This is a genomic window from Mycobacterium cookii, from assembly GCF_010727945.1.
In the GTDB taxonomy this organism is placed as follows: Bacteria; Actinomycetota; Actinomycetes; order Mycobacteriales; family Mycobacteriaceae; genus Mycobacterium; species Mycobacterium cookii.
The window spans coordinates 4,217,006-4,238,982 of sequence record NZ_AP022569.1 but is presented as its reverse complement, the minus strand read 5'-3'; the positions used below and the strand labels follow the sequence as shown (position 1 = coordinate 4,238,982).

Here is a 21,977-nt window from a genome sequence, read left to right as displayed (position 1 = left end):
ATTGACTGGTGTCCACCGTAGACGGTTACCTGATGGGCCACCAAATTCAAGGGGCTTTTACCTGCCGGCTAGGTCTCGGCGCAGCCGGGGCTCGTCGACCTCCCAGTAGCTGTGTTCGCGACCGTCGAGCAGGACGACCGGCAGCCGGTCGCCGAACTCTGCCCTCAGGGCGCTGTCGCCTTCTTCAGCGGCCTTGTCGACGTCGGTGGCCGAGAGGTCGAAGTCGAGTTCCTCGGACAGCTGCTTCAGCTGCGCGTGGACGCCGTCGCAGATCGTGCAGCCGGCGCGGGTCAGCAGCCGGACTTGAGGACGCGTCATGCGTCCAGTTTGCCGGAGCGAAATCCGGAGCGAAATGTCGACAGATCGCGTGCTGACGTTGCGGTAAAGGATTGCGATGGTGAATACCGAGTTCGGCGATCGGCGATAACATCGCAGCATGTCAGACCATCCTCCGAGCGGGCAGTCTTCCGCGCACGGCGCGGGCGGGTATCCAGCGGGCCCCGCCGGGTTTCCCGGCGCACCGGCCGGATCGACGCCGTGGTCGCCTCCGCCGACCGGCGGGACGTCACGCTGGCTCACGTTCCTCGCACTCGCGATTGCAGTTATTGCCACCGGGCTTGCAATCGTTGGATGGTTTCGCCCCACACCCGTCGCGCCGCCTCCGCACTCCACGGGCCCGACGTACACAGAGCAGCAGATTTCGGATGCGAAAACCCGCGCCTGCGCGGCATTCGAGACGGTGCTCAAGGGGGTCACTCTGCAAACCCATGGGCAGCCCTCGGATGACCCCGCAATGAGAAAAGCCCAAGCCGTGAATGGTCAACTAGCACTCGCTGCGGGCGGTTCGTACTTGCGTGACCGTTTAGACCCGGCGACGCCATCAGAGTTGGCTACAGCTGTCAGAAAGACTTCAGACATTTTGCTGGACCTTGGCGCCAACGCTCTAGCCGGTGCTCAAAACGCAGACCAGCCTCAGGCTGGCCTTCTTAGCGAGGCGCAGTCATCTTTCGCGCAGGTGCAGGAGCTTTGTAAGTGACGAGCGTCAACCAATACCGCAAACTACTGGTCGGTCTTTGGGACACTCCAGAGTCCGATTTAAGCATTGTTGGTGCTGCTGCTACCAAACGGCAAGCCACTGCCACAGAATGGCATAATTATTCCGACCAACTGACGGGTGAACTGTCGACGTCATTAAATCCAGATATCCAGAAGGGAATGACGGCCGACAGCATCCGCGAGGCCTTCGCTTGGGGGGCTGACCAGTCACGCAATGTGGCTGAGACGAACGAAACTATCGGCCGAGCACATACGGCTGCTCACCACTCAGTGACTGATCTGAACTCGCAGCTTGACACAATCGCGGACAACGGGAAAATGCAGATCGACGCAATACAAAGTTCAAAGGAATCTGCAGCGATAAAGTTTGGGAAAATCGTCGGAGTAGTTATGGACTGCCAGCAGCAAGCTAATGCTGCAGCAGCGCCGCACACTCAAAATGTATTTGAAGCTATGCAAACTATTCTGGACCGGCGTGGTATTCAGATGTCGGCGCGCCAATTCGCACAAGAACACGGCCTCGACACCACCCATATGCTCGGGTCCCCGAACAAGGACGCCGTGACAGAACAAGTGAAGGCTTTTCTTGACGGGCCAGCGCCACCGCAAGCACCGCCGCCCGCGGACGCGCCGCCGGCACCGGGAGACCTTCTTCAAGGGGACCCGCCGCCGCCCCCGGCAGTTAATCAAACACCCCAAGCGCCGGGAGCCTTAATGCAAGGCACCCCCCCGCCTGCGTCCGCCGCGGCCGATCAAACACCGCAAGCACCAGGCAACTTGATGCAGGGTCAGCTTCCAGCCGGTCCCGCCACAAACGGCGGATCTGGCCTGCGGGGTTCAGGATCATTAGGCGCCCTGCCGACCGCTAACTCCCCGCTGCCAACCAACGCTTTGACGTCTGGCGCGCCGGTCAACGCGTTCGCCCCTCCCGCGATGTCGAGCGGTCCACCGCCCAACGCCTTTACGCATGGACCCGACTCCGGCGCACCCACTTCCGCCGTGCCGAACAACCTGGCGCCGCCGGTGACCGGTCCGGTTCAGCCGCAGGTGCCTACCGAACCAGCGATTTCGAACGCGGGCGCCACCGTCCCAGCGACTGCGCACGCCCCTGTTGTCGATGCGCCGCAGGCGCCGCCCCCTGCACCCGTCAGCAGCGCGCATACCTCCGTAACCGACTCGGGCGCAGCATATTTTGCGGGACCAGCAGCGGCCGCACCGGCCGCCTCGGCAACGCCCGCGGGTCCGCTGCCAACCTACGGCTCCGATATCCGACCGCCGACGCCAACGATTTCGGCCCCGACTCTGCCGTCGGCTCCAGTAGGAACCCCGGCTACGCCGTCTGCCGCCTCCCCGGCGTCGGCTCCGGTGAGCCCGTCGTCCGGAGCAGGCGGCATTGCGCAGCCGGTCGTCCGCCAACCGGGTGCGGCATCACTCGCCCACCCGGCACCAGCCGGTGTCGGCGAGCAGGCCGTGGCAGTCACCGCGGGTGGAGCCGCCGCCGGAGCCGCCTCCGCGCACGCCACGGCTAAAGCCCGTCTGCAGCGTCTGGTCGACTTCGTCGCCCGCCAAGAACCGCGGTTGCGTTGGGCCGCAGGCGATCTCGCTGACGGCACGACTTTGCTCGTCACGGACCTTGCCAGCGGGTGGATGCCGCCGGGCATTGCCATCCCTTCTGTCGTGACCCTGCTCGAACCGGGCGAACGCCGCGGCGACATCGAGTCCATGCTTGGCCAGGTGAGCGTCGCAGCCAGTTACACACCCCTGCACTATCTTCCGGACGCCGCTGACGTCAACGAGCCCATCCCCACGTCGCCCCGTCCGCGGCAGGTGCCTGCGGTCGAGGAACTCGGATGGGAACTCGGTCAGGCCACCAACTGGCGAGACGGGCTGCCGCAGATGGCGCACACCCTCGCCAAGGCCGCATCGACCGGCACCGGCGTCATCGACAACGAAGTCGAGTTCCTCCACCAGCATCTCGCCGCGCTTAGGGAGCGTGTGCTGGATGCATATCCCGATGACGTCGACGCCGCCGCGGTGGCCAATTGGCAACTGCTCGCCTCGATCGAGGCCTTGGCGGCGGCGGACACCATCGGTGCCAACTATCACTTCGCCTGGTTTCAGGCACTGAGCCGCGTGCCATAGGGAGGGATCATGACGAACCCACAAGAGGTTCAGGCCGTGCTCGGTCAACTCGCGCACGCATTCGGCATGCCGCCGCCGCCGCCGTTGACGCCCGATCAGATCGCCTCGGGCAGCTCACTGATGAGTCAACTGCTCGCCGCGCTCGGTCTTGCTGGCAATGCCGGCGACCCGACTGACCTGGCTGCCGCTCAAGCCGGACACGCGAAGCGTGGCGAGAAAACTGGCGACGCGATGACGCAATTCCCCGCCGCCGACCAAGAGGGAAGCAAGGAACTCGAGCAGCTGATGGGCACCGTCCAGCAGATGCCTCAACAAGCCGTCCAAACCTTGAGCGGCCTCTTTCAAGGGTTGTCGCAACCACTCAATCAGGCCATGCAACAGGTTTCGCAGATCAGCTCCCAGCTGACCAGCACGCTCGGCAAAGCCGGCCAAGGCGCCGGCGGCGGCGCATCACTCCCCGCCGACGCTCTCGGCGACGCGATGGGCGCGGGTGGCGCAGCATTAGGCGCCGGCGGAGGGGCCGGTGCGGACCTCGCAGGCGCCACGGCCCCGGCCGGAAACCTTGGGCCGCCGCCGACGCCGTCCGCCGGCACCTACCCGGCCTCGTCCCCGACGCCGCAGGCGCCGGTGCCCGCTCAACCTGATTCAGGCGCTGGAACTCGCGGCCCGATGGGCGGGATGCCGATGATGCCGCCCGGCGCCGCGGGCGGCGCGGGAGGTAGCGGCAGCGATAGCAAGGCCGAGACCAAGCGGGTCGTCCCACCGTCGGTGAAGAACGGCGCTCCGGTGCAGGGACGGATCACCGCGCCGCAGACGGCACCGGAAGTCGTGAAACGTGTTGCGGGCAAGCCGGTTGCCAGCAGACGCATCCTGGCGCCGGACGACAAGCCCGAAGAGAACGAAGATGAGAACGACCGCAACCGCTGACCGCACCTGCCCAATGTTGTTGCGGCACAGTCCTAGTCCGTTGTAAGGCGCCGCCGGTTTTCACCCGGCCGGGGTGAATTGTGCAGAATGCGCCACGCCGTTAGCTTGATCGCTATGGCGGAGCGCGGAACGTTGAGGGTCCAGCCCGAGGTGATGCACAGCGCGTCACAAGCATTGTCGGCTGCGGCGAAAGACTTGCACACCAGGCTCATCGAGCTCGATGGCCAGGTCCGCGAGTTACTGGCCAGGTGGCGCGGTGGTTCGGGCGACGCGTACGGCGAGGCATGGGATCTGTGGCATCGCGGTACCGGCGAAGTCCAGCTGGGGCTGTCGACATTGGCCAAGGTTGTCGGCGTTGCCGGTGCCGAGTTTCAGGGCCACGACCAAACGGCGACTCAGGCGTTGGACGGCGTCTACCGTGGCTGACGCATTTAGCGTAGATGCTGACGCCTTGGCCGACGCGGTTCAGCAGATGAGTGAATTCGTGCGGCACACCGAGAGCGTCGTGGCTGAAATCGGCTCGCTGGTAACTCATCTGCACCAAACCTGGTCGGGAGAGGCGGCAGCTGCGCACGCCGAGGCGCATCGCCATTGGGTGCGGGGCGAGGCGACCATGCGAAAAGCGTTGAACGCGTTGAAGTCCGCCGGCAGTGCGGCACAGCACAACTACAGCAACGTGATGACAACGAATACGAGCATGTGGTCTTGAGTTAATGGCACCGCTCGCGGTAGACCCCGAGGCGCTCGACGGTGCCGGCGTCGCCGTCATCTCGGCGGGCGATGGACTGGCATCGGTCATCTCGACGCTGACCACGGCGCTCGCCGGATGCAACGGGATGGCCGGCAACGACCCAGCTGGGGCAGCGTTCGGCCGCACCTACAACGCGTCGGCGTCCAAGCTGCTGGAGGCGATGGCCACCACCCGTAATGGATTGTGCCGCTTGGGCGACGGGGTGCGGGTTTCGGCACACAACTATTCGACGGCCGAAGCGAGGTCGAACATCTCAGGACACGCCCAACCCCTTCCCGCGCCACCTCCAACCGGATCGATCTCGGCCGGCTCCGCGCCGTCAGCGGTCGGCAACGGCGTGGCCGCACCGGCAGGCTGGGGCTGGGTATCGAAATACATCGGGATGATCTGGCCGAATGGCGACTCGGCCAAGCTACGAAGCGCTGCGGCCGCATGGACAAGCGCCGGAACACAATTCGAAGTTGGCGAGATAGTCGGGTCCGTCGGCCCGATAGGCAGCATCGGCGCCCAGCAGATTCCCGAAGGCCCGGCGATTGCCGAGGCATTCTCCGCTGCCAACCGCAGCGCCGCCGGAATCCTGCAGCAGTGCGCCACGATCGCGACTCAGCTCACGTCACTGGCGACCAAGATCGACACCGTCCACGCGGCGATCCTCGATCTGTTGTCGCGCATCTGCAATCCGCTCACCGGGATCAAAGAAGTCTGGGAGTTCCTGACCGACGACGACGAAGACGAAATCAGGAAAATCGCCAACGACATTCGCATCATCGTCGATCAGTTCACCGCCGAGGTCGACGCATTGCGTCAGGAGATCGCCAGACCCCTCCACGAGGCGACCACGATTGTGTCGACAATGGCCCGCTACGCCGAAAAGGAGTGGGACCACTTCCTACACGACACCGATGTCGGCCGAGCGTTGGATCACGCCGGCCAGATATTCAAGGGGATGTTCACTGAAGTCGAAGGCTTGGTCGAAAGCTTCTGGACCTTCAACCCGGCACGAGCCGTACTCGACCCAAACGGCTTCTGGCGCTCAGTCGCTGGTGCGGTCGACAAAGCGGAGTCACTGACCGGCTTGGACGGTGAGCAGAAGCTCGCAGACTCATGGAAGGAAGTCGGCAAGGACACACTGCACTGGGATGAGTGGAATACCAACCCCTTCCAGGCCGCGGGCGAATCCGTCTTCGACGTCGCGACGTTGCTGCTCCCAGGCGGTGTCCTGTCGAAACTGCCCAAGCTCGGGCGGCTCGCTGCAGAAACCGCCGAGCGGTCCGAGGACTTTCATCCGTTCGCGCCGCTCGGCGAAGCGGCGCCGCCCCAACATAACCCGGTCCAGCGCAGCGAACCGCCCAGAGGCGGACAGCCGGCTCCCGCACCGGAGCCCAAAAAGCCGATGCCGCCGTACGGACTCACCGATTCGAAGAACGCGGTCGGCCAAAAGCCGCCCGGAACAACAGCTTCCAAGCCCGTCGAGCCGGGACATCCCAGTGCGCCGACATCGGCGCCACAGGGAGGAACGATCGGGCCGCCGTCGTCCCCGACCGCACACGCCGGAGTCACCGCCCCGCCAGCGACTCCTCCTGCCGGGCGTCTACCTGAGACGCCATCCCGTCACGCCGACAGCATCATTCAAGAGCACGGAAGCGATGACGCGGCCGTACCAGGCCTGTCCGAGGAGAAGCGCGATGAGATCCTCGCGATGCCGAAGGGCAGTCGTCCCCATCCAAGCGAATACCTCTCCCCCGAGTACATCGAGCACCATCTCGACAAGTTCCATGAAGGCGTGACTCGGTTCATGCCTGAAAGCAACCTGGCGAAGTATGGAATCGCCCAACAGGATGGAACTTCGTTTGTGATGCCGAGGAGCGAAGCAGACGCGTTGATTAGTGCGACCCACGGAGATCCGCGCGCCGTGGAGGAAGCATTGGGCCTGGCGGAGGGCTTTCTCGACTCGAACAACATCGTGAGAATCGATATAGACCATCCAGATCAATTCAATCTGCGGGTGCCATCCGGCAACGAAGCAGGTGCGAATGAGCAATGGATTCCAGGTGGTAAGTTGCCCAACGGCGCATCGGAAGCGGTCGTCGACGGCGGGAAAATACCCGAACCGGATTATCGCGCTACCAACGTATTCCCTGCAGAAGAGGGCCGGCGGTGAAATTCGAGGATACGTACTTTTCGAGGGAGGATAGATACTCCCTCGGTGTCGAGACGACGTCAGGCCGCAACTACGCCTCGATACCCGTAAGCAACGGCATCGTCGATTACGAAGAGTATTACGAAATCACCCCTGAACAATTTGACGCGTTCTCAACTGACCGTGATGCGGCGATTGCATTTATCGAGTCTTGCCGTCGCCACGAGCAAGACGACTTGCTCATCCAGAAGCCGGGAAGCAACCGAGGGACTCCGGTTTAGGCCAGTGGCCCCGCTCCGCCGACCACCCGAACGCCCCGCGGCCGGATAATGTTGACGCGTGAGCTCCCCCGACGGCCCGGACGCCGTCGAACCCGACCCCGGCGCAGCACCTGACCCTGCTGACCTGCAGTTCGAGACGTTGGCCGCCAACGCCAGCGCCGAACGCGCGCTGGTCGACGCGCACACCGAGTCCGGACCCGAGCAGCCACCCGTCGACCTCACCGCGGCGGCGTTCTTCGACGTGGACAACACCTTGGTGCAGGGCTCGTCGCTGGTGCACTTCGGCCGTGGCCTGGCCGCCCGCAAGTACTTCACCTATCGCGACGTGCTCGGATTCGTCTACGCGCAGGCCAAGTTCCAGGTGCTGGGCAAGGAGAACAGCAACGACGTCGCGGCTGGCCGCCGCAAGGCGCTGGCATTCATCGAGGGTCGGCCCACCGAAGAGCTGATGCGGCTGGGCGAAGAGGTCTATGACGAGATCATCGCCGAGAAGATCTGGGAGGGCACCCGCGATCTGGCCCAGATGCACCTCGACGCCGGCCAACAGGTGTGGCTAGTCACGGCCACGCCGTACGAACTCGCGATCACCATCGCCCGCCGCCTCGGACTCACCGGCGCACTGGGCACCGTCGCCGAATCGGTCGACGGCATTTTCACCGGCCGGCTGGTCGGCGACATCCTGCATGGCCCCGGCAAAGCGCATGCGGTGCGCTCACTGGCCATCCGCGAGGGCCTCAACCTGAAGCGCTGCACCGCCTACTCCGACAGCTACAACGACGTGCCGCTGCTGTCTCTGGTCGGCACCGCAGTGGCGATCAACCCCGACGCCGCTCTGCGGGATTACGCCCGCAAGCGTGGCTGGGAAATCCGCGATTTTCGCACCGCCCGCAAGGCCGCGCGGATTGGCGTACCGTCAGCTCTGGCGCTCGGCGCGGCAGGGGGTGCGTTAGCCGCGGTGGCATCTCGGCGGCAATCTCGCTGATAAGCTGCGCCGCTGAGCACCCATTCCAGAGCGGAGATCAGCGCAATGTCAGTTCCCGTAGGCGCCGAGGGCCTTATCGGAACGCACTACCGGTACCCGGACTACTTCGAGGTCGGCCGCGAAAAGGTCCGCGAGTTCGCCAGCGCCATCAAAGACGACCACTCGTCGCATCATTCCGAGGAAGCCGCTGCTGAGCAGGGCTACTACGGCACGGTGGCCCCGCTGACGTTTCTCGCCGTGGCCGGACGTCGCGTTCAGGCCGACGTCTTCACCAAGTTCGACATCCCGATCAACCTGGCCCGCGTGCTGCACCGGGATCAGAAGTTCATCTACCACCGCCCGATGGTGGTCGGCGACAAGCTGTATTTCGACACCTATCTCGATTCGGTCATCGAGTCGCACAGCACCGTAATCGCGGAGATCCGCAGCGAAGTCACAGACGCCGACGGAAAGCCGGTGATCACCAGCATCGTCACGATGCTCGGCGAATCCACAAGTCCAGACGCGAATGCCGAAGCCACCATCGCGGCAATTGCTTCGATCCGAAGCGGGGCATAATGTCAGCGCGGACGAATCAGGGGGACCCCAATCCGATGAGCACCGAATTGACGCCGCATTTTGACGACGTCCAGTCGCATTACGACCTGTCCGACGAGTTCTACCAGCTCTTTTTAGACCCGAGCCAGACCTACAGCTGCGCCTACTTCGAACGCGACGACATGACGCTGGAAGAAGCCCAGCTGGCCAAGGTCGACCTGTCGCTGGGCAAGCTCGGTCTGGAGCCGGGCATGACCCTGCTCGACGTGGGTTGCGGCTGGGGGGCCACCCTGCGCCGCGCGATCGAGAAGTACGACGTCAACGTGATCGGCCTGACGCTGTCCAAGAACCAGGCCGAGCACGTGCAGAAGTCGTTCGACGAACTGGACACCCCGCGCTCGCGGAGGGTACTGCTGAACGGCTGGGAGCAGTTCCACGAGCCGGTCGACCGGATCGTCTCGATCGGTGCCTTCGAGCACTTCGGTTTCGAACGCTACGACGACTTCTTCAAGATGGCCTGGGATGCGCTGCCCGCCGGCGGCACCATGATGTTGCACACCATCGTCGTCCCGACCGACCAGGAATTGGCAGACCGCGGCATCAAGATGACCATGACCAGAGCGCGGTTCGCCCTGTTCATGATGCAAGAGATCTTCCCCGGCGGCCGCCTGCCGACCGTCGCCATCGTCGAGGATCACGCCACTAAGGCTGGCTTCGAGCTCACCCGCGTCCAGCCGCTGCGACAGCACTACGCGCGGACCCTGGACTTCTGGGCTGCGGCGCTGGAGTCCCGCAAGGACGAGGCGATCAAGATCCAGTCCGAAGAGGTCTACGAGCGCTACATGAAGTACCTGACTGGATGCGCCGAGTTGTTCCGCGAGGGCGCCTGCGACGTGGCGCAGTTCACCCTGGTCAAGCCCGCTTAGCTCGGGGGTTCTAGCCGAAGAACATGTTTCGGCGCCCGGCCAGCAGCTGATAGAGCGTCTGCTGGATCGTCTCGCGCACCTGATCGGTCAACTCGAAGGTGACCATCGGATCTTCGGCGTCGGCGTGCTCGTAGTGCGCGGTGTCGATCGGCTCACCGAACGCGATATGCCACTTCGACGGCAGCGGCACCAGCCCGGCGGGCCCGGCCAGCGGGAACAGCGGCGTGATCGGGAAATACGGCAGACCGAACAACCGGGCCAACAACCTGACGTCGGTCAGCATCGGGTAGATCTCCTCGGACCCGACGATCGAGCACGGGATGATCGGAGCCTTGGTGCGCAGCGCCGCCGCGACGAAGCCGCCGCGGCCGAACCGCTGCAGCTTGTAGCGGTCCTTGAAGCGCTTGCCGAGGCCCTTGTAGCCCTCGGGGAACACCGCGGTCAGCTCGCCGGCGGCCAGCAGGCGATGGGCGTCGGCGGTGCAGGCCATGGTGTGGCCGGCCTTGCGGGCAGCGGCGCCGACCATCGGCAGGTCGAACACCATATCGGCGGCCAGCAGCCGCAGATCCCGGTGCGCGGGATGCTCGTCGTGCACGGCCACCGAGGCCATCAGCCCGTCGAACGGCAACACGCCGGCGTGGTTGGCCACCACCAGCGCCGCGCCGGTGTCGGGAAGGTGCTCGATGCCGCTGACCTCGACCCGGAACCAGGACTTGAAAAAGAACCGCAGCAACGGCCGCACAAACGCGTCGTTGAAATGCGGATCGAACCCGAACTCGTCGACGCGGTAGTCGCCGGTGAACCGATGCCGCAGAAAGTCAGCGACCGCGCTGACCTTTTGCGCAAGCTCGTTGGGAGTCTGCTCGACGTCGGACGCGCCGCGACGGTGCAGATCGATTTCACGGACAACCGCGGCGATCTCGTCTGCCGACGCGTGGGTGTCGGGTTCGGAGAGCAGTGACGGATGTTGCCGGGAAGCCTGCGCGCGGCCAGCACGTCGTTGCGCCGCTGCACGACCTGTATTCCCGTGCAGCGGAATGACTTTCGCCTTTGAGTCGCCCGCCACGAAACTAACCTCGCCCCACCATCAGTTGATTTTGATTCGTCCGCCAAAGCGCTGCGCTGCGGCTACGGCTCGACCTTCAATGGAGCGTACCCATTCTGGATCGATAATGGGAGTCAAACCTCTGCCGCGTACGTAATCGTCGAAAGCCTCCGCAGTGGTCCACTTGGGATGGTATTCGAGCTCCTGACGCATGCGGGTCGTGTCCATCACCCGGCCGTAGCTCAAATAGTCGAGTTGCTCGCGATTGACCTCGACGTAGCGATTGGCTTTGCGTAGTGAATCCAACGCCCACAGACTGAATCCCGGCACCGGCAGCGAGACGCGCCCGGCCCGTCGAATCGCCTGCGACAGCATCATGACCCCGCTGCCGCCGATGTTGAAAGTGCCTGCCCTGCCCGCCATCACGGCGCGTTCCAGCGCGCCGAGCGCATCCTGCTCGTGCAACAGCTGCAGCCGGGCATCGCGACCGAGCACCGTCGGCACCAGCGGCCCGGCCAGATATCGCGACAGTGTGGTTTCCATCGCCGGACCGATCATGTTGGCCAGCCGGAGAATCGTCACCGCGATGTCGGGCCGACGCCGACCCAGCCCGCGGGTGTAACCCTCGATGTCCAGGCTGTCCTTGGGAAAGCCCTCCCGGAATGGACGACGGCTGCTGCTGTCCTCGGTGAACATCACCGGGTCATGCGCGCTTGACCCGTAGACCTCCGACGTGGACTTCAGCACGACACGTTTGACCGACGGCGCCTTCTGGCAGGCAGCGAACAGTTGCATCGCACCGAGCACGTTGATTTCCTTCAACGCCGCCCCGCCACCGGACCGCGGCGCGAACGACGCCGCCGCGGCGTGCACCACCGTGTCGACGTCGCCGTTTCGAATCACCTTGGCGACAAAGGGGTTGCGGATGTCGGCGCGGACGAACTCGGCGCGGCCCATCCGCCGCAGCATGTCCTTGCTGGGTGCGACGGCGTCGACCGCGATGACCCGGTTGATCATCGGGTTCTGCGCCAGTCGCGCCGTGAGATAGCCGCCGAGAAACCGGCACGCACCGGTGACCAGCACGACTTTCGGATAGTGAACGGTGTCAGGTCCGTTGCCTGATTGACCGCCCGACGACTCCACCTGGCTAGCCTAGCGGCGGCAGCGGTGCGAGGTTACTTACCGAGTTTTCTACGCTGCACCCGTGTGCGGCGAAGCAGCTTACGGTGCTTCTTCTTCGACATCCGCTTACGCCGCTTCTTGATTACTGAACCCATAACTCCGCTATCTGTATTGGATTGCCCGACTCCTCTTCGAGACGCTGCGCGTCCCGCATCGTCGTCGAGCGGTGGCCGGCCCGAGTCCGCCATGGCCGGGCTACATGCAATAACCCGGACACTCTACCCGGGACAACGCGTCGAACACCAAAGTGCACCGGCAGGCCGATACGGCTCACCGGTGCACGCGACTAGAGGCGACCGCGAGGCCGGCGTGGCGATCGCGTTCCAATGTCACGCCAGCTTGATGCTGGACGCGGCAACGCTAGCCGGCGTCGAAGTAGGAGCTCTCCAGCATGTCGTGCACGGCCTTGGCGTGCACGCGGAATGACCTGCCGACGCGGACGGCCGGCAGTTCACCGTTGTGAACCAGCCGGTAGACCGTCATCTTGCTGACCCGCATCAGTGCTGCCACTTCAGCGACGGTCAGGAACTGCGTGCGGGGCTGCTGGCCGTCCGCGGAACCTGAATCTCGTCCCGCCTTACCGCCAGCTGAATCCCGTCCCGATGGCCCGTTCATAGACGTCATCGCAACCCAATCCGTCAGGCTCCTGCAATCCCAGCGGCTTCCCCTCCGCTGGCACCGACAGGTGCTTACCAAGAAGGAGAATAGCGGGACTAGTGGGGTTACTGCGACGCATGGGGGTAATTAAATAAAATTCTATAAATTACTCTGATGTAATTCTTAGCTGCTCAGAGCGGGTTTTTGCGGCCCGAACCGCCTCGTCTACCGCCGCCCGCAAACCACGCTTTTCCAATTCTCGCAAAGCAGCCGCAGTAGTTCCACCGGGCGAGGTAACAACGGCCCGCAGCCGCGCAGCGGTGGTATCCAGCGACAGATCCCGCGCCGCGTCGCTACCCGTTCCACGGTCCTGCTCCATGCGGTCCAGCAACAGCGCCGCCGACCCGGCCATCGTCTGGGAAACCAGCTCGGTGGCGACCGCGCGACTTAGCCCTGCACCCACGCCGGCATCCACCAGAGCCTCGACCATCAGGAAGAAATACGCCGGGCCTGAGCCCGATACCGCCGTGACGGCGTCCAGGTGCTCCTCGGGCACCGTCAGCACGGCGCCGACCGAGTCGAACAGCGCGGCGACCTCTTTGAGTTGCTCTGGCGTCGCATAGCGGCCTGGGGCCATGGCGCTGATCCCGGCGCCGACCAACGCGGGCGCGTTGGGCATCACCCGGACCACCGGTGTGCCGGCCGGCAACTTCGACTCCAGGTAGGCCGTCGTCACCCCGGCGGCGACGGTGATGACCACCTGATCAGGACTGTCGTGGGCGGCATCGCAGGCGATCTGGGCGATGTCGGCAACCGTCGAACCGACGTCGGAGGGCTTCACCGCGATGATGACGAACGTCGCGTTGCCCACCGCATCCGGCAGCGACGTCACCAGCACCGAATAGGTGTCGGCGAGGTAGCGGGCGCGGTCAGGCATCCGCTCGGCGACCACCAAGTCCTTGACCTGCCGTCCGGCCCGCAGCAGCCCGGAAAGCAGGGCTTCGCCCATGCTGCCGCCGCCGACGATCGCGATTCTGGCCATGCCGACCAGCATCTCAGACGTTTGACAGTTTCGTCATCAAGGCGCGGGCACCATCGCCAGCTGTCGGCTCTGCACCACGATGCGGCCTTCGCAGTCGACGACGGTGTGGTCTTCGTCGAACCAGTCCTGACCGATCTGCACACACGTGCACACCACCCGCAGCCAGCCGTCGGCCGGCAACCCACGCAGGTAGGCGGTCAGCTGAACGGTCGGCGCCCAGCCGGTGCGATCAACGGCGAAGCTCACCGGCGCCGAGATGTCGCCGCACATCAACGCGAACAGCACGTCGGGTGCCGCGTCACGTGGCCGAACCCAGTTCTGTATCACCGGCGGCTTGCCGTCGGTGGAGATGCCCAGCGTCGAGGTCAGCGTCCGCACCTCACAGCCCTCGGCCAGGTTCACCAGCCCGGCCAGCCGATGACCGGGCGCGATCGGCAGGACGTCGTCGGGTGGCTCGGGATCCATCAGGCCGACCGCCGGATTGGCCGACAGCAGCGGCGGCACCAGGTGCTCCGGCTCACCGAGCGTGATCACGGCGTGCACCGCGGCGCGATCACCCTGGATCAGCTCGACGTCGACCACGCTGATCCGACGCCCGCGCTTACGCATCGAGGTGACCAGCTGCATCGGGCCGGGATCGGGTGCGGACAGAAAGCTGGCCGAAACCGCAACCGGCTCAACGGGTCCGCCGTGGGCTGTGCGAGCGGCGTTGGCGCACAACGCAACCATGGCGCCGCCGTGCACCTTGGGCCCGATGGTCCAAATCTTGTTCAGCTCGCCCTCATAGATGCGGCGCACGCCGTCCTCACGGACCTCGCGGAGTGCCATCGCGGAGGTGAATAGTGGGGTCAAGTTGTCGAATATCCTTGCGTTTTAACGCAACAGGTGCGTACGGGCGAATTGCAGCGACTCAGCCAACATGGCCTCGCGCTCGTGAACGGAACGCGCACTCGAGGTCGACACCTCCAGGACGACGTGGCCGGCGAAGTCGCCGGTGGCCAGCATCTCGCAGACCTCGACCACCGGCTGGGTGCCACGACCCGGTGTCAGGTGTTCGTCGGCCGGCAGACCGGTGCCGTCGCACAGGTGCAGATGCACCAGCCCCGAACCCATGCGCTCCGCCATGTCGACCGCATCGGTGCCGGCGGTCGCGGTGTGCGAGAGGTCCAGCGTGTAGTGCGCGTGGTTGCCGTCCAGCGGGTCGTACGACGGCGCGAACGCCGAGATCCCCGGCCCCGGCCCGCCCCCGCGTCTGCGCATCCGCTCCATCGTCTGCCCCGCGCCGAAGAACCGGTCGGCCCGAAACGGGAACATGTTCTCCACGGCCACCAGCACATCGCTGGACTCTTCCAACTGCGCGACCTGCTCGGTGAAGCCGTCGACGTAACGGCGTTGCCAGCGGAACGGCGGATGCACGACGACGGTTTGGGCGCCCAGCTTTTCGGCGGCCCGCACACTGCGATCGAGCTTGGCGATCGGGTTGGCACCCCAGACCCGCTGCGAGATCAGCAGACAGGGCGCGTGCACCGACAGCACCGGAACCCGGTATCGCTTTGAGAGCTTGGCCACCGCGCCGATGTCCTGGCTGACCGACTCGCCCCACACCATCAGCTCGACACCGTCGTAGCCCAGCTTGGCCGCATATTCGAAAGCGGCCTCGGTCTTCATCGGATAGACCGAGGCCGTCGACAGACCGACCTTGATGGCTGGGCGCACAGATGTCTGCTGAGCGCTAGCCGGATTGCAACAATGCCAGCGGGCCCAGCGTGACCAGTGCGCCGACCGCCACCGCGATCAGCGTGCTGCCGATGTCCTCGGTCTTTCGCACCACCCGCACACCCACCACCAGGCCGAGGATGACCAGAACCGAGAGCACCAACGCCACGATGTTGTTCCATCGCCACAGCTGGTCGAACGCGATGAACAGTCCGGCGCCAAATGCGACAGCCAGAATCGATTGCAGCACAACCATTCCGCCGAAACGCATGCTGTCGGCTCGCGACCAGGTGTGCGGTTCGCCGTGGTCGAGGTCGTCGGGGTAGTCCTCTTCCTCGGCGACATCGGCGATGTCGCGATAAGACCGGTCGTCGTGGGAATCGTCGTTCTCGCCAGTTTGCAGGTAGGAGCGCACGTAGGCGGAGTCTTCGATCACCGGCTCGGCGTCTCGCACGTCGGTGTCCATCACATCCACCGACATGCCCGCGTAGTCCTCGATCGGATCGGGGGCCATGCCCTCGGCCCCGGTCCGTTCCGCCGGCTTGTCGTTGCGGTCCTCGGCGCGATCGGCTTCGGTTCGTCCGTTGGTGCGCACCGGGCGCGGATACGCGCTGGGCTGCAGACGCGGTTCGCGCGGCTCGGGTCCCGCTTCCCGCGGGCGAGGCGGCGCGGACTCCGGCCAGCGCGGCTCGGGTTCCGACCAGTACGACGGCTTCTCAGCGGGCTTGGCGGGGGCCGGGTCGTCGACGGGTCGGGCAGTCGAATGCTCAGGCGCGTCGGGGTCGGTGTCGTCGGTGATGATCGGAATCTCGCCGGTCAGTTCGGCGACGGTGACCGCATCGGAGTTGCCGCGGCGGCGGCGGCGACGCGCGGGAACGGGTGCCCCGAGTGTGCCGTTCTTGGCCAGCAGCTCGGCAACCGAGATGGGTCGGGTGGTCTCGTTTGGTCCGGTCATTTCTTGCCGCCATTCCGATCGGCTCGCTGTTTAACAGCATCTCGCACCGATGTCTCGACCAGGGCGGTTCCGTCAGCTTCGCTGTCGAGTTTGCGCAGAATAAGACCCTCCCGTAGCGCCCACGGGCAAATGTCCACCGAATCCAACGACAGCGCTCGCATACTTGCCTCTGCGACCAGAGCTCCTGCCACAATTTGCGGCGCTCGCTCGGCGCTCACCCCTTCCAATTCGGCACGGTCAGCGGTCGTCATCCTAGAGATGAAAGATATGAGTTGTCTGAGGCCATTGGCCGTCAGCGTCCGCTTCACCCGAGGTCCGTCGGCCGACGGCGCCGCCCCGGTCAGCCGGGCCAGCGAACGGAATGTCTTCGACGTCGCGACCGCGAGGTCGGGGTTGCCGGCGTCGAGCAACTTGGCACTCGCGTCAGCCAACTCCGCGTCCAGCCAGTCGCGCAGCATGCCCACCCGGCGGCGGCCGGGCGGATCGTCCTTGAGCCATTCGCGGGTCAGCCGGCCGGCGCCCAGGGGCAGCGATAACGCGACTTCGGGTTCCTCGTCGACGCCGCTGGACATCTCCAGCGAGCCGCCGCCGATGTCGAGGTTGATGATCCGGCCCGCGCTCCACCCGTACCAGCGCCGCACCGCCAGGAACGTCAGCCGAGACTCGTCGACGCCGCGCAGCACCTGCAGTTGGACGCCGGTCTCCTTGCGGACCCGGGACAACACGTCGTCGGAGTTCGTGGCGTCGCGGACCGCTGATGTGGCGAACGCCATCAACTCGGCGCATCCGGAGCTGTCGGCGATCTTCTCGAACTCGTCGATGGTCTCGATCAGCTTGTCGGCGCCCTTGCGGGTGATCTTGCCTGAGCCGTCGATCGACTCGGCCAGTCGCAAGGTGGCCTTCGTCGAACTCATCGGCGTCGGGTGCCCGCCGCGGCGGGCGTCCACCACCAGCAGGTTGACCGTGTTGCTGCCCACGTCGAGCACACCTAATCGCACGAGACACAACCTTACGGTGGGGCACGGTACCGACGGATTGGTCTACCGTGAAAACCGTGGCAAGTGCGCAGCCAAATCACCCCGGTGAAGTCGAATTGGACTTCGCCCGTGAGTGGGTGGAGTTCTACGACCCCGACAATCCCGAGCATCTGATCGCCGCGGATCTGACCTGGCTGCTGTCCCGGTGGACGTGCGTGTTCGGCACGCCTGCCTGCCAGGGCACCGTCGAAGACCGCCCCGACGACGGCTGCTGCTCGCACGGCGCGTTTTTGTCCGATGACGACGACCGGGCCCGGCTCGACGACGCGGTGTCCAAGCTCACCGACGACGACTGGCAGTTTCGCGATAAAGGCTTGGGGCGCAAGGGTTATCTCGAGCTCGACGAGCATGAAGGCGAAGAGCAGTTCCGCACCCGCAAGTACAGAGGCGCCTGCATCTTCTTGAACCGGCCGGATTTCTCGGGCGGCCAGGGCTGCGCACTGCACACCAAGGCGCTCAAGCTCGGCGTGCAGCCGCTGACGATGAAGCCCGACGTCTGCTGGCAGTTGCCGATCCGCCGCAGTCAGGAATGGGTGACCCGTCCCGACGGCTCGGAGATCCTCAAGACCACCGTCACCGAGTACGACCGCCGCGGCTGGGGCGCCGGCGGCGCCGACCTGCACTGGTACTGCACCGGCGATCCGGCCGCCCATGTCGGCGCCGAGCCGGTGTGGGTCAGCATGGCTGCCGAGCTCACCGAGTTGCTCGGCGAGAAGGCCTATTCCGAGCTGGCGGCGATGTGCAAGCGGCGTGGCGGGTTAGGGCTTGTCGCGGTGCACCCCGCTACCCGGGCCGCCGAATAGCGGGCGCTTACATGCCGTCCATGTTGACCGCGTAGGCGTGGGCGAGATCGTTGCCCATGCCGAAGAAGATGTGCATTCCCAAGTGCCGCATGGCCATGCGCGGGTGGTAGTGCCAGCGAGTGATCGGACCTCCCGGCGTGGGCGGCGGCCCCGGATACGCGCCGTCGGCCAGGAACATGACTCCGACGAGCTTCCATGCGCCGTCGCTCTCGTAGTCGTACATCAGCATGTCGGGGGCGTTGGGGTCCAGCACGGCGCCGCCGGGGTGGTCCTTGGCGACATGCATCATCGTCATCTTGCCCGGCACCATTGAGGCGTAGACCTCGGTGAGTCTGGTGACCGCCGGGTTTTGCCGGTAACCAGCCTTCTCGGCCGCGGCCAAGTCGACCCATCCGGCTGTGGCGGCTTCGGTTCGGACCAGCAGATCGGTCGCAGCGGCCCGCTGCTGTGGGGTGGCGGCGCCCACATCCGGCAGATTGGGCATTTGCAACGCGTTCTGGCCGTACTTCTCCACCCACGCCCGCATATCCGGGCCGGCCGGGTTCCGCTTGAACGGCCACATCTTGGTCTTGGCGCGGATTCCGGGGCTGCCGGGCGCGGCGGGAGTCGTCATGCAGCCGGCGGAGGCGACCAGAAACACAGCGGTGCCGATGACGACCGCGACGATGCGTAACCGTCGAGCCATGACGCCAGTGTGCGCCGACGGTCGGCCGGTGTCAGCCCTGCAATGGCATCAGCCGTCCGGCTGCCGGAAGACACTTGACTGGTTCGTTGGTTTAACCAATATCGTGGACGCACCCTCAGCGACGCGGGAGGTGGAGCCGTTAACGAGGAATTGCAGTCGGCTGCGGCACCACGGTGGCGCGGACAGGCCGGCCGTCTGGAGGTTTGGTACGCGACCCTGTCGGATCCGGTGACGCGCGCTGCGCTGTGGGTCCACTACGAGATGGTGTCGCCGACGTCGACAAGCGCCCGCGATCCCTATGCACACGGCTGGGTGAGCTGGTTTCCCGCAGGCGGCCTACCGCAGACCGAGCGTTTCGGTCCCGAGCCCGTCGCGCCGGACACTGGGCCGGACTGGCTCACAGTTGCCGAAGCTCGAATGACGTCGGAAGTGCTGACCGGGCGGGCCGGGCCAATGGCATGGAACCTGAGCTGGAAGGACAGCGGTGCCCCGCTGTGGACCTTCCCGCGATCGGTGTGGGAGCGCGAACTGCTGCCCGGCGCGCAAGTGGTGCTCGCCCCGACCGCACAGTTCACCGGCTCGCTCGGCGTCGGCGACATCACCCACCGGGTCGATGGGTGGCGCGGCGCCGTATCCCACATCTACGGGCACGGCAACGCTAGCCGCTGGGGCTGGATCCACGCTGACCTCGGCGACGGCGACGTGCTGGAGGTGGTCACCGCGGTGTCGCGCAAAGCGGGCCTGCGCAGACTCTCGCCGCTGGCGTTCGTTCGATTCCGTATCGACGGAAAAGATTGGCCTGCAAGCACTTTGCCGTCGGTGCGGATGCGGACCACATTGGGCCTGCGGCACTGGCAACTGAAGGGTCGGATCGGCGGTCGTCAGGTGCTGATCCGCGTCGACCAGCCCGCCGAGCGATGCGTGAGCCTCGGTTACACCGATCCTGACGGCGCCACCGCAGTATGCACCAACACCGAGCAGGCCGACATCTACGTCGAGATCGACGACCGCCACTGGTCGGTGATCGGCACCGGCCACGCCGAGGTCGGCTTACGCGGTGACTCGGCACCGAATACCACCGAGAAGACCCCGTCGTGAGTTTCCTGCTCGACTCGCCAATCATCGGCGTGAGGGTTCAGCCCTCGAGTTTGTAACCCAGTCCGCGGACCGTCACCAGGTGAATCGGGTTGGCCGGGTCGGACTCGATCTTGGAGCGCAGACGCTTGACGTGCACGTCCAGCGTCTTGGTGTCGCCGACGTAGTCCGCGCCCCACACCCGGTCGATCAACTGACCACGCGTCAGCACCCGGCCGCTGTTGCGCATCAGGTACTCGAGCAAGTCGAATTCCTTGAGCGGCAACGTAATCGGTTCACCATTGACCGAGACAACGTGGCGTTCGACGTCCATTCGCACCGGCCCGGACTCCAGCACGCCGTCGGTGATCTCAGAGTCGTCGTCACCGCCACGGCGCAGCACCGCGCGGATCCGGGCGATCAGCTCACGCGCCGAATACGGCTTGGTGACGTAGTCGTCGGCGCCCAATTCGAGGCCCACGACCTTGTCGATCTCGCTGTCACGTGCCGTCACCATGATCACCGGCACGCTGGAACGCGACCGCAACTGCTTGCAGACGTCGGTGCCCGACATGCCCGGCAACATCAGGTCGAGCAGCACGATGTCGGCGCCGGCCCGGTCGAACTCGGCCAGCGCGGACTGCCCGTCGGTCACTACGGTGGCCTCGAAGCCTTCCTTGCGGAGCAGGAACGCCAGCGGATCCGCCAGCGATTCTTCGTCCTCCACGATCAGGACACTGGTCATTAGTGCGATTCCTTCAGGGTCATCGGTGTAGCTCTTCCTCTCGTTGGGGCTCCCGTTGGGGCTTCATGGGCCGAATCTCGCGCTCTGGCGGTTGTTCGGGCGGGTCGTAAACGGTGTCGTAGGCGGGGATGGACAGGGTGAACGTCGAGCCGGTACCCAACTGGCTCCACAAACCGATGCTGCCATTGTGGTTGGCCGCAACGTGTTTGACGATGGCCAAGCCGAGTCCGGTGCCGCCGGTGGCACGCGAGCGGGCCTTGTCGGCGCGGAAGAACCGTTCGAAGACGCGCTCTTGGTCCTTACGGGCAATTCCGATACCCCGGTCGGTGACCGCGATTTCGATGTTCTCGCCGCGACGCCGACGGCTGATCGACACCAGCGAGCCGCGTGGCGAGTACGCGATCGCGTTGGACACCAGGTTGGCCACGGCGGTGACCAGCAGGGCCTGCTCGCCCATCATCCGCAGACCGCTGGGCTCGTCGGTTCGCACCGTGATGTCGGAGTTGTCGGCAGGCACCTTGTGACGTGAAATTGCTTCGGCGACAACGGAATCGACATCGACGGCACCCATGTCCGGCAATCGCTCGGCACCCTGCAACCGGGACAACTCGATCAGCTCGCTGACCATGTTGCCCAGCCGGGTGGCCTCGACGAGCACCTTCTCGCCGAACCGCCGCACGGTCTCGGGGTCGTCGGCCGAGGACAGCAGCGCCTCGGCGAGCACCGACATCGCACCGACCGGAGTCTTGAGCTCGTGGCTGACGTTGGCCACGAAGTCGCGGCGGGTCGCCTCCATCCGGGCATATTCGGAATGGTCGTAGACGAAGACCACGGCGAACCTGCGGTCTTCCTCGCTGAGCAGCCGCGCCTGTCCGTGCACCGAGAGGCCCGCGCGCCCCGGGACCAGCCGCTTGCCCGGCATCAGGTCGAACTCGACGTCCGAGCCGTCGGTGAGGGTCTTACGCGCGGCCTGCCACGCCTCGTCGTCCAGCTGTCGCTCGCGCACCAGGCCCAGCTCCTTGGCCCGGCCGTTGTGATAGACCACGTCGCGGTGGCGGTCCACGACGGCGGCGCCCAGCGGCATCAGCGCGACGATGCGATCCAGCATCTGCGCGACGGTGATGCCGGCCGCTTCGACGACCGCCCGTTGCCGTCGCTCCAGCGCCCTCGGCGCCAGGCGGGCGCCGACGGTAACTCCGACAGCCAATGCCGCGAGGAACAAAACCCCGGCCAGTGACAGGGCCGAGAACACGGTCACGTGAAAAGCTTACAAATCAGGTGAACGCCAACCCAGCAGCGCAAGGCCAAAATCGGGCATGTCACATGCCACGAGACAGGTGTTCGGGCGCCGTTC

24 protein-coding genes are annotated in these 21,977 nt (G+C 65.4%); 11 read left to right on the top strand and 13 right to left on the bottom strand.

The window, feature by feature from the left end; all coding sequences use genetic code 11:
• Positions 1 to 57 precede the first annotated feature (57 nt).
• Positions 58 to 318 carry a glutaredoxin family protein gene (locus G6N27_RS19865; protein ID WP_163779374.1) on the bottom strand — a complete coding sequence of 87 codons (261 nt, stop codon included), beginning with the start codon at positions 316 to 318 and terminating at the stop codon, positions 58 to 60.
• 2,103 nt (positions 319 to 2,421) lie between these two features.
• Between G6N27_RS19865 and G6N27_RS19860 the strand changes: the two genes are divergently transcribed.
• The 9 genes from G6N27_RS19860 (at position 2,422) to G6N27_RS19820 (ending at position 9,742) form a co-directional block, all read left to right on the top strand.
• Positions 2,422 to 3,198 carry a DUF5632 domain-containing protein gene (locus tag G6N27_RS19860; protein WP_163779372.1) on the top strand — a complete coding sequence of 259 codons (777 nt, stop codon included), beginning with the start codon at positions 2,422 to 2,424 and terminating at the stop codon, positions 3,196 to 3,198.
• Between the two features lie 9 nt (positions 3,199 to 3,207).
• Positions 3,208 to 4,125 (top strand): hypothetical protein, encoded by a 918-nt coding sequence (locus tag G6N27_RS19855; RefSeq protein WP_232064699.1) that lies wholly within the window; start codon positions 3,208 to 3,210, stop codon positions 4,123 to 4,125.
• A 114-nt stretch (positions 4,126 to 4,239) separates the two neighbouring features.
• Positions 4,240 to 4,551: a WXG100 family type VII secretion target gene (locus tag G6N27_RS19850; RefSeq protein WP_163779370.1), complete on the top strand. Its 312-nt coding sequence runs from the start codon at positions 4,240 to 4,242 to the stop codon at positions 4,549 to 4,551.
• A complete protein-coding gene (locus tag G6N27_RS19845; protein WP_163779368.1) occupies positions 4,544 to 4,834 on the top strand; it encodes a WXG100 family type VII secretion target in 291 nt (96 codons plus the stop codon). The genes G6N27_RS19850 and G6N27_RS19845 overlap by 8 nt, the downstream gene beginning before the upstream one ends.
• A 4-nt stretch (positions 4,835 to 4,838) precedes the next feature.
• On the top strand, positions 4,839 to 7,037 hold the full coding sequence (locus tag G6N27_RS19840) for a proline-rich domain-containing protein (RefSeq protein ID WP_163779366.1): 2,199 nt from the start codon (positions 4,839 to 4,841) through the stop codon (positions 7,035 to 7,037).
• Complete coding sequence (locus G6N27_RS19835) at positions 7,034 to 7,297, top strand: hypothetical protein (protein WP_163779364.1); 264 nt, start codon at positions 7,034 to 7,036, stop codon at positions 7,295 to 7,297. The genes G6N27_RS19840 and G6N27_RS19835 overlap by 4 nt, the downstream gene beginning before the upstream one ends.
• 124 nt (positions 7,298 to 7,421) lie before the next feature.
• Positions 7,422 to 8,279, top strand: a complete 858-nt coding sequence (locus tag G6N27_RS19830; protein WP_163782065.1) for an HAD family hydrolase — start codon at positions 7,422 to 7,424, stop codon at positions 8,277 to 8,279.
• Between the two features lie 45 nt (positions 8,280 to 8,324).
• A complete protein-coding gene (locus tag G6N27_RS19825; RefSeq protein ID WP_163779362.1) occupies positions 8,325 to 8,837 on the top strand; it encodes an FAS1-like dehydratase domain-containing protein in 513 nt (170 codons plus the stop codon).
• A 35-nt stretch (positions 8,838 to 8,872) separates the two neighbouring features.
• Positions 8,873 to 9,742, top strand: coding sequence for a cyclopropane mycolic acid synthase family methyltransferase (locus tag G6N27_RS19820; protein ID WP_163779360.1), 870 nt, complete (start codon positions 8,873 to 8,875; stop codon positions 9,740 to 9,742).
• Positions 9,743 to 9,752: 10 nt separating this feature from the next.
• Here G6N27_RS19820 and G6N27_RS19815 read toward each other — a convergent pair whose 3' ends face one another.
• From G6N27_RS19815 to G6N27_RS19775, 9 genes are all read right to left on the bottom strand, one after another.
• Entirely contained in the window at positions 9,753 to 10,808 is a 1,056-nt protein-coding gene (locus G6N27_RS19815; protein WP_163779358.1) for a lysophospholipid acyltransferase family protein, read from the bottom strand.
• A gap of 21 nt (positions 10,809 to 10,829) precedes the next feature.
• Entirely contained in the window at positions 10,830 to 11,930 is a 1,101-nt protein-coding gene (locus G6N27_RS19810; RefSeq protein ID WP_163779356.1) for an SDR family oxidoreductase, read from the bottom strand.
• Positions 11,931 to 11,962: 32 nt separating this feature from the next.
• Positions 11,963 to 12,064: a 30S ribosomal protein bS22 gene (locus G6N27_RS19805; protein WP_003402602.1), complete on the bottom strand. Its 102-nt coding sequence runs from the start codon at positions 12,062 to 12,064 to the stop codon at positions 11,963 to 11,965.
• A gap of 265 nt (positions 12,065 to 12,329) precedes the next feature.
• Positions 12,330 to 12,593: a helix-turn-helix domain-containing protein gene (locus G6N27_RS19800; protein WP_163779354.1), complete on the bottom strand. Its 264-nt coding sequence runs from the start codon at positions 12,591 to 12,593 to the stop codon at positions 12,330 to 12,332.
• A 139-nt stretch (positions 12,594 to 12,732) separates the two neighbouring features.
• Positions 12,733 to 13,608, bottom strand: a complete 876-nt coding sequence (proC, locus tag G6N27_RS19795; RefSeq protein WP_179963310.1) for a pyrroline-5-carboxylate reductase — start codon at positions 13,606 to 13,608, stop codon at positions 12,733 to 12,735.
• A gap of 36 nt (positions 13,609 to 13,644) precedes the next feature.
• Positions 13,645 to 14,460, bottom strand: a complete 816-nt coding sequence (locus G6N27_RS19790; RefSeq protein ID WP_163779350.1) for a thioesterase family protein — start codon at positions 14,458 to 14,460, stop codon at positions 13,645 to 13,647.
• A 21-nt stretch (positions 14,461 to 14,481) separates the two neighbouring features.
• Positions 14,482 to 15,324 carry a sugar phosphate isomerase/epimerase family protein gene (locus G6N27_RS19785; protein ID WP_163779349.1) on the bottom strand — a complete coding sequence of 281 codons (843 nt, stop codon included), beginning with the start codon at positions 15,322 to 15,324 and terminating at the stop codon, positions 14,482 to 14,484.
• 16 nt (positions 15,325 to 15,340) lie between these two features.
• Entirely contained in the window at positions 15,341 to 16,279 is a 939-nt protein-coding gene (locus G6N27_RS19780) for a hypothetical protein (RefSeq protein WP_163779347.1), read from the bottom strand.
• Positions 16,276 to 17,277 (bottom strand): Ppx/GppA phosphatase family protein, encoded by a 1,002-nt coding sequence (locus G6N27_RS19775; protein WP_179963309.1) that lies wholly within the window; start codon positions 17,275 to 17,277, stop codon positions 16,276 to 16,278. Before G6N27_RS19775 ends, G6N27_RS19780 begins: the two co-directional genes overlap by 4 nt.
• A gap of 47 nt (positions 17,278 to 17,324) precedes the next feature.
• On the opposite strand from G6N27_RS19775, the gene G6N27_RS19770 reads away from it, so the two are divergent.
• Entirely contained in the window at positions 17,325 to 18,119 is a 795-nt protein-coding gene (locus tag G6N27_RS19770; RefSeq protein ID WP_163779345.1) for a hypothetical protein, read from the top strand.
• A 7-nt stretch (positions 18,120 to 18,126) separates the two neighbouring features.
• Here G6N27_RS19770 and G6N27_RS19765 read toward each other — a convergent pair whose 3' ends face one another.
• Positions 18,127 to 18,804, bottom strand: a complete 678-nt coding sequence (locus tag G6N27_RS19765; protein ID WP_163779343.1) for a hypothetical protein — start codon at positions 18,802 to 18,804, stop codon at positions 18,127 to 18,129.
• Between the two features lie 228 nt (positions 18,805 to 19,032).
• Here G6N27_RS19765 and G6N27_RS19760 point away from each other — a divergent pair, with 228 nt between their 5' ends.
• Positions 19,033 to 19,902: a hypothetical protein gene (locus G6N27_RS19760; protein WP_232064698.1), complete on the top strand. Its 870-nt coding sequence runs from the start codon at positions 19,033 to 19,035 to the stop codon at positions 19,900 to 19,902.
• A 37-nt stretch (positions 19,903 to 19,939) separates the two neighbouring features.
• Here G6N27_RS19760 and regX read toward each other — a convergent pair whose 3' ends face one another.
• Positions 19,940 to 20,623: a two-component sensory transduction protein RegX gene (gene regX / locus G6N27_RS19755; RefSeq protein WP_163779341.1), complete on the bottom strand. Its 684-nt coding sequence runs from the start codon at positions 20,621 to 20,623 to the stop codon at positions 19,940 to 19,942.
• A gap of 19 nt (positions 20,624 to 20,642) precedes the next feature.
• Complete coding sequence (locus tag G6N27_RS19750) at positions 20,643 to 21,881, bottom strand: sensor histidine kinase (protein ID WP_163779339.1); 1,239 nt, start codon at positions 21,879 to 21,881, stop codon at positions 20,643 to 20,645.
• Positions 21,882 to 21,977 lie beyond the last annotated feature (96 nt).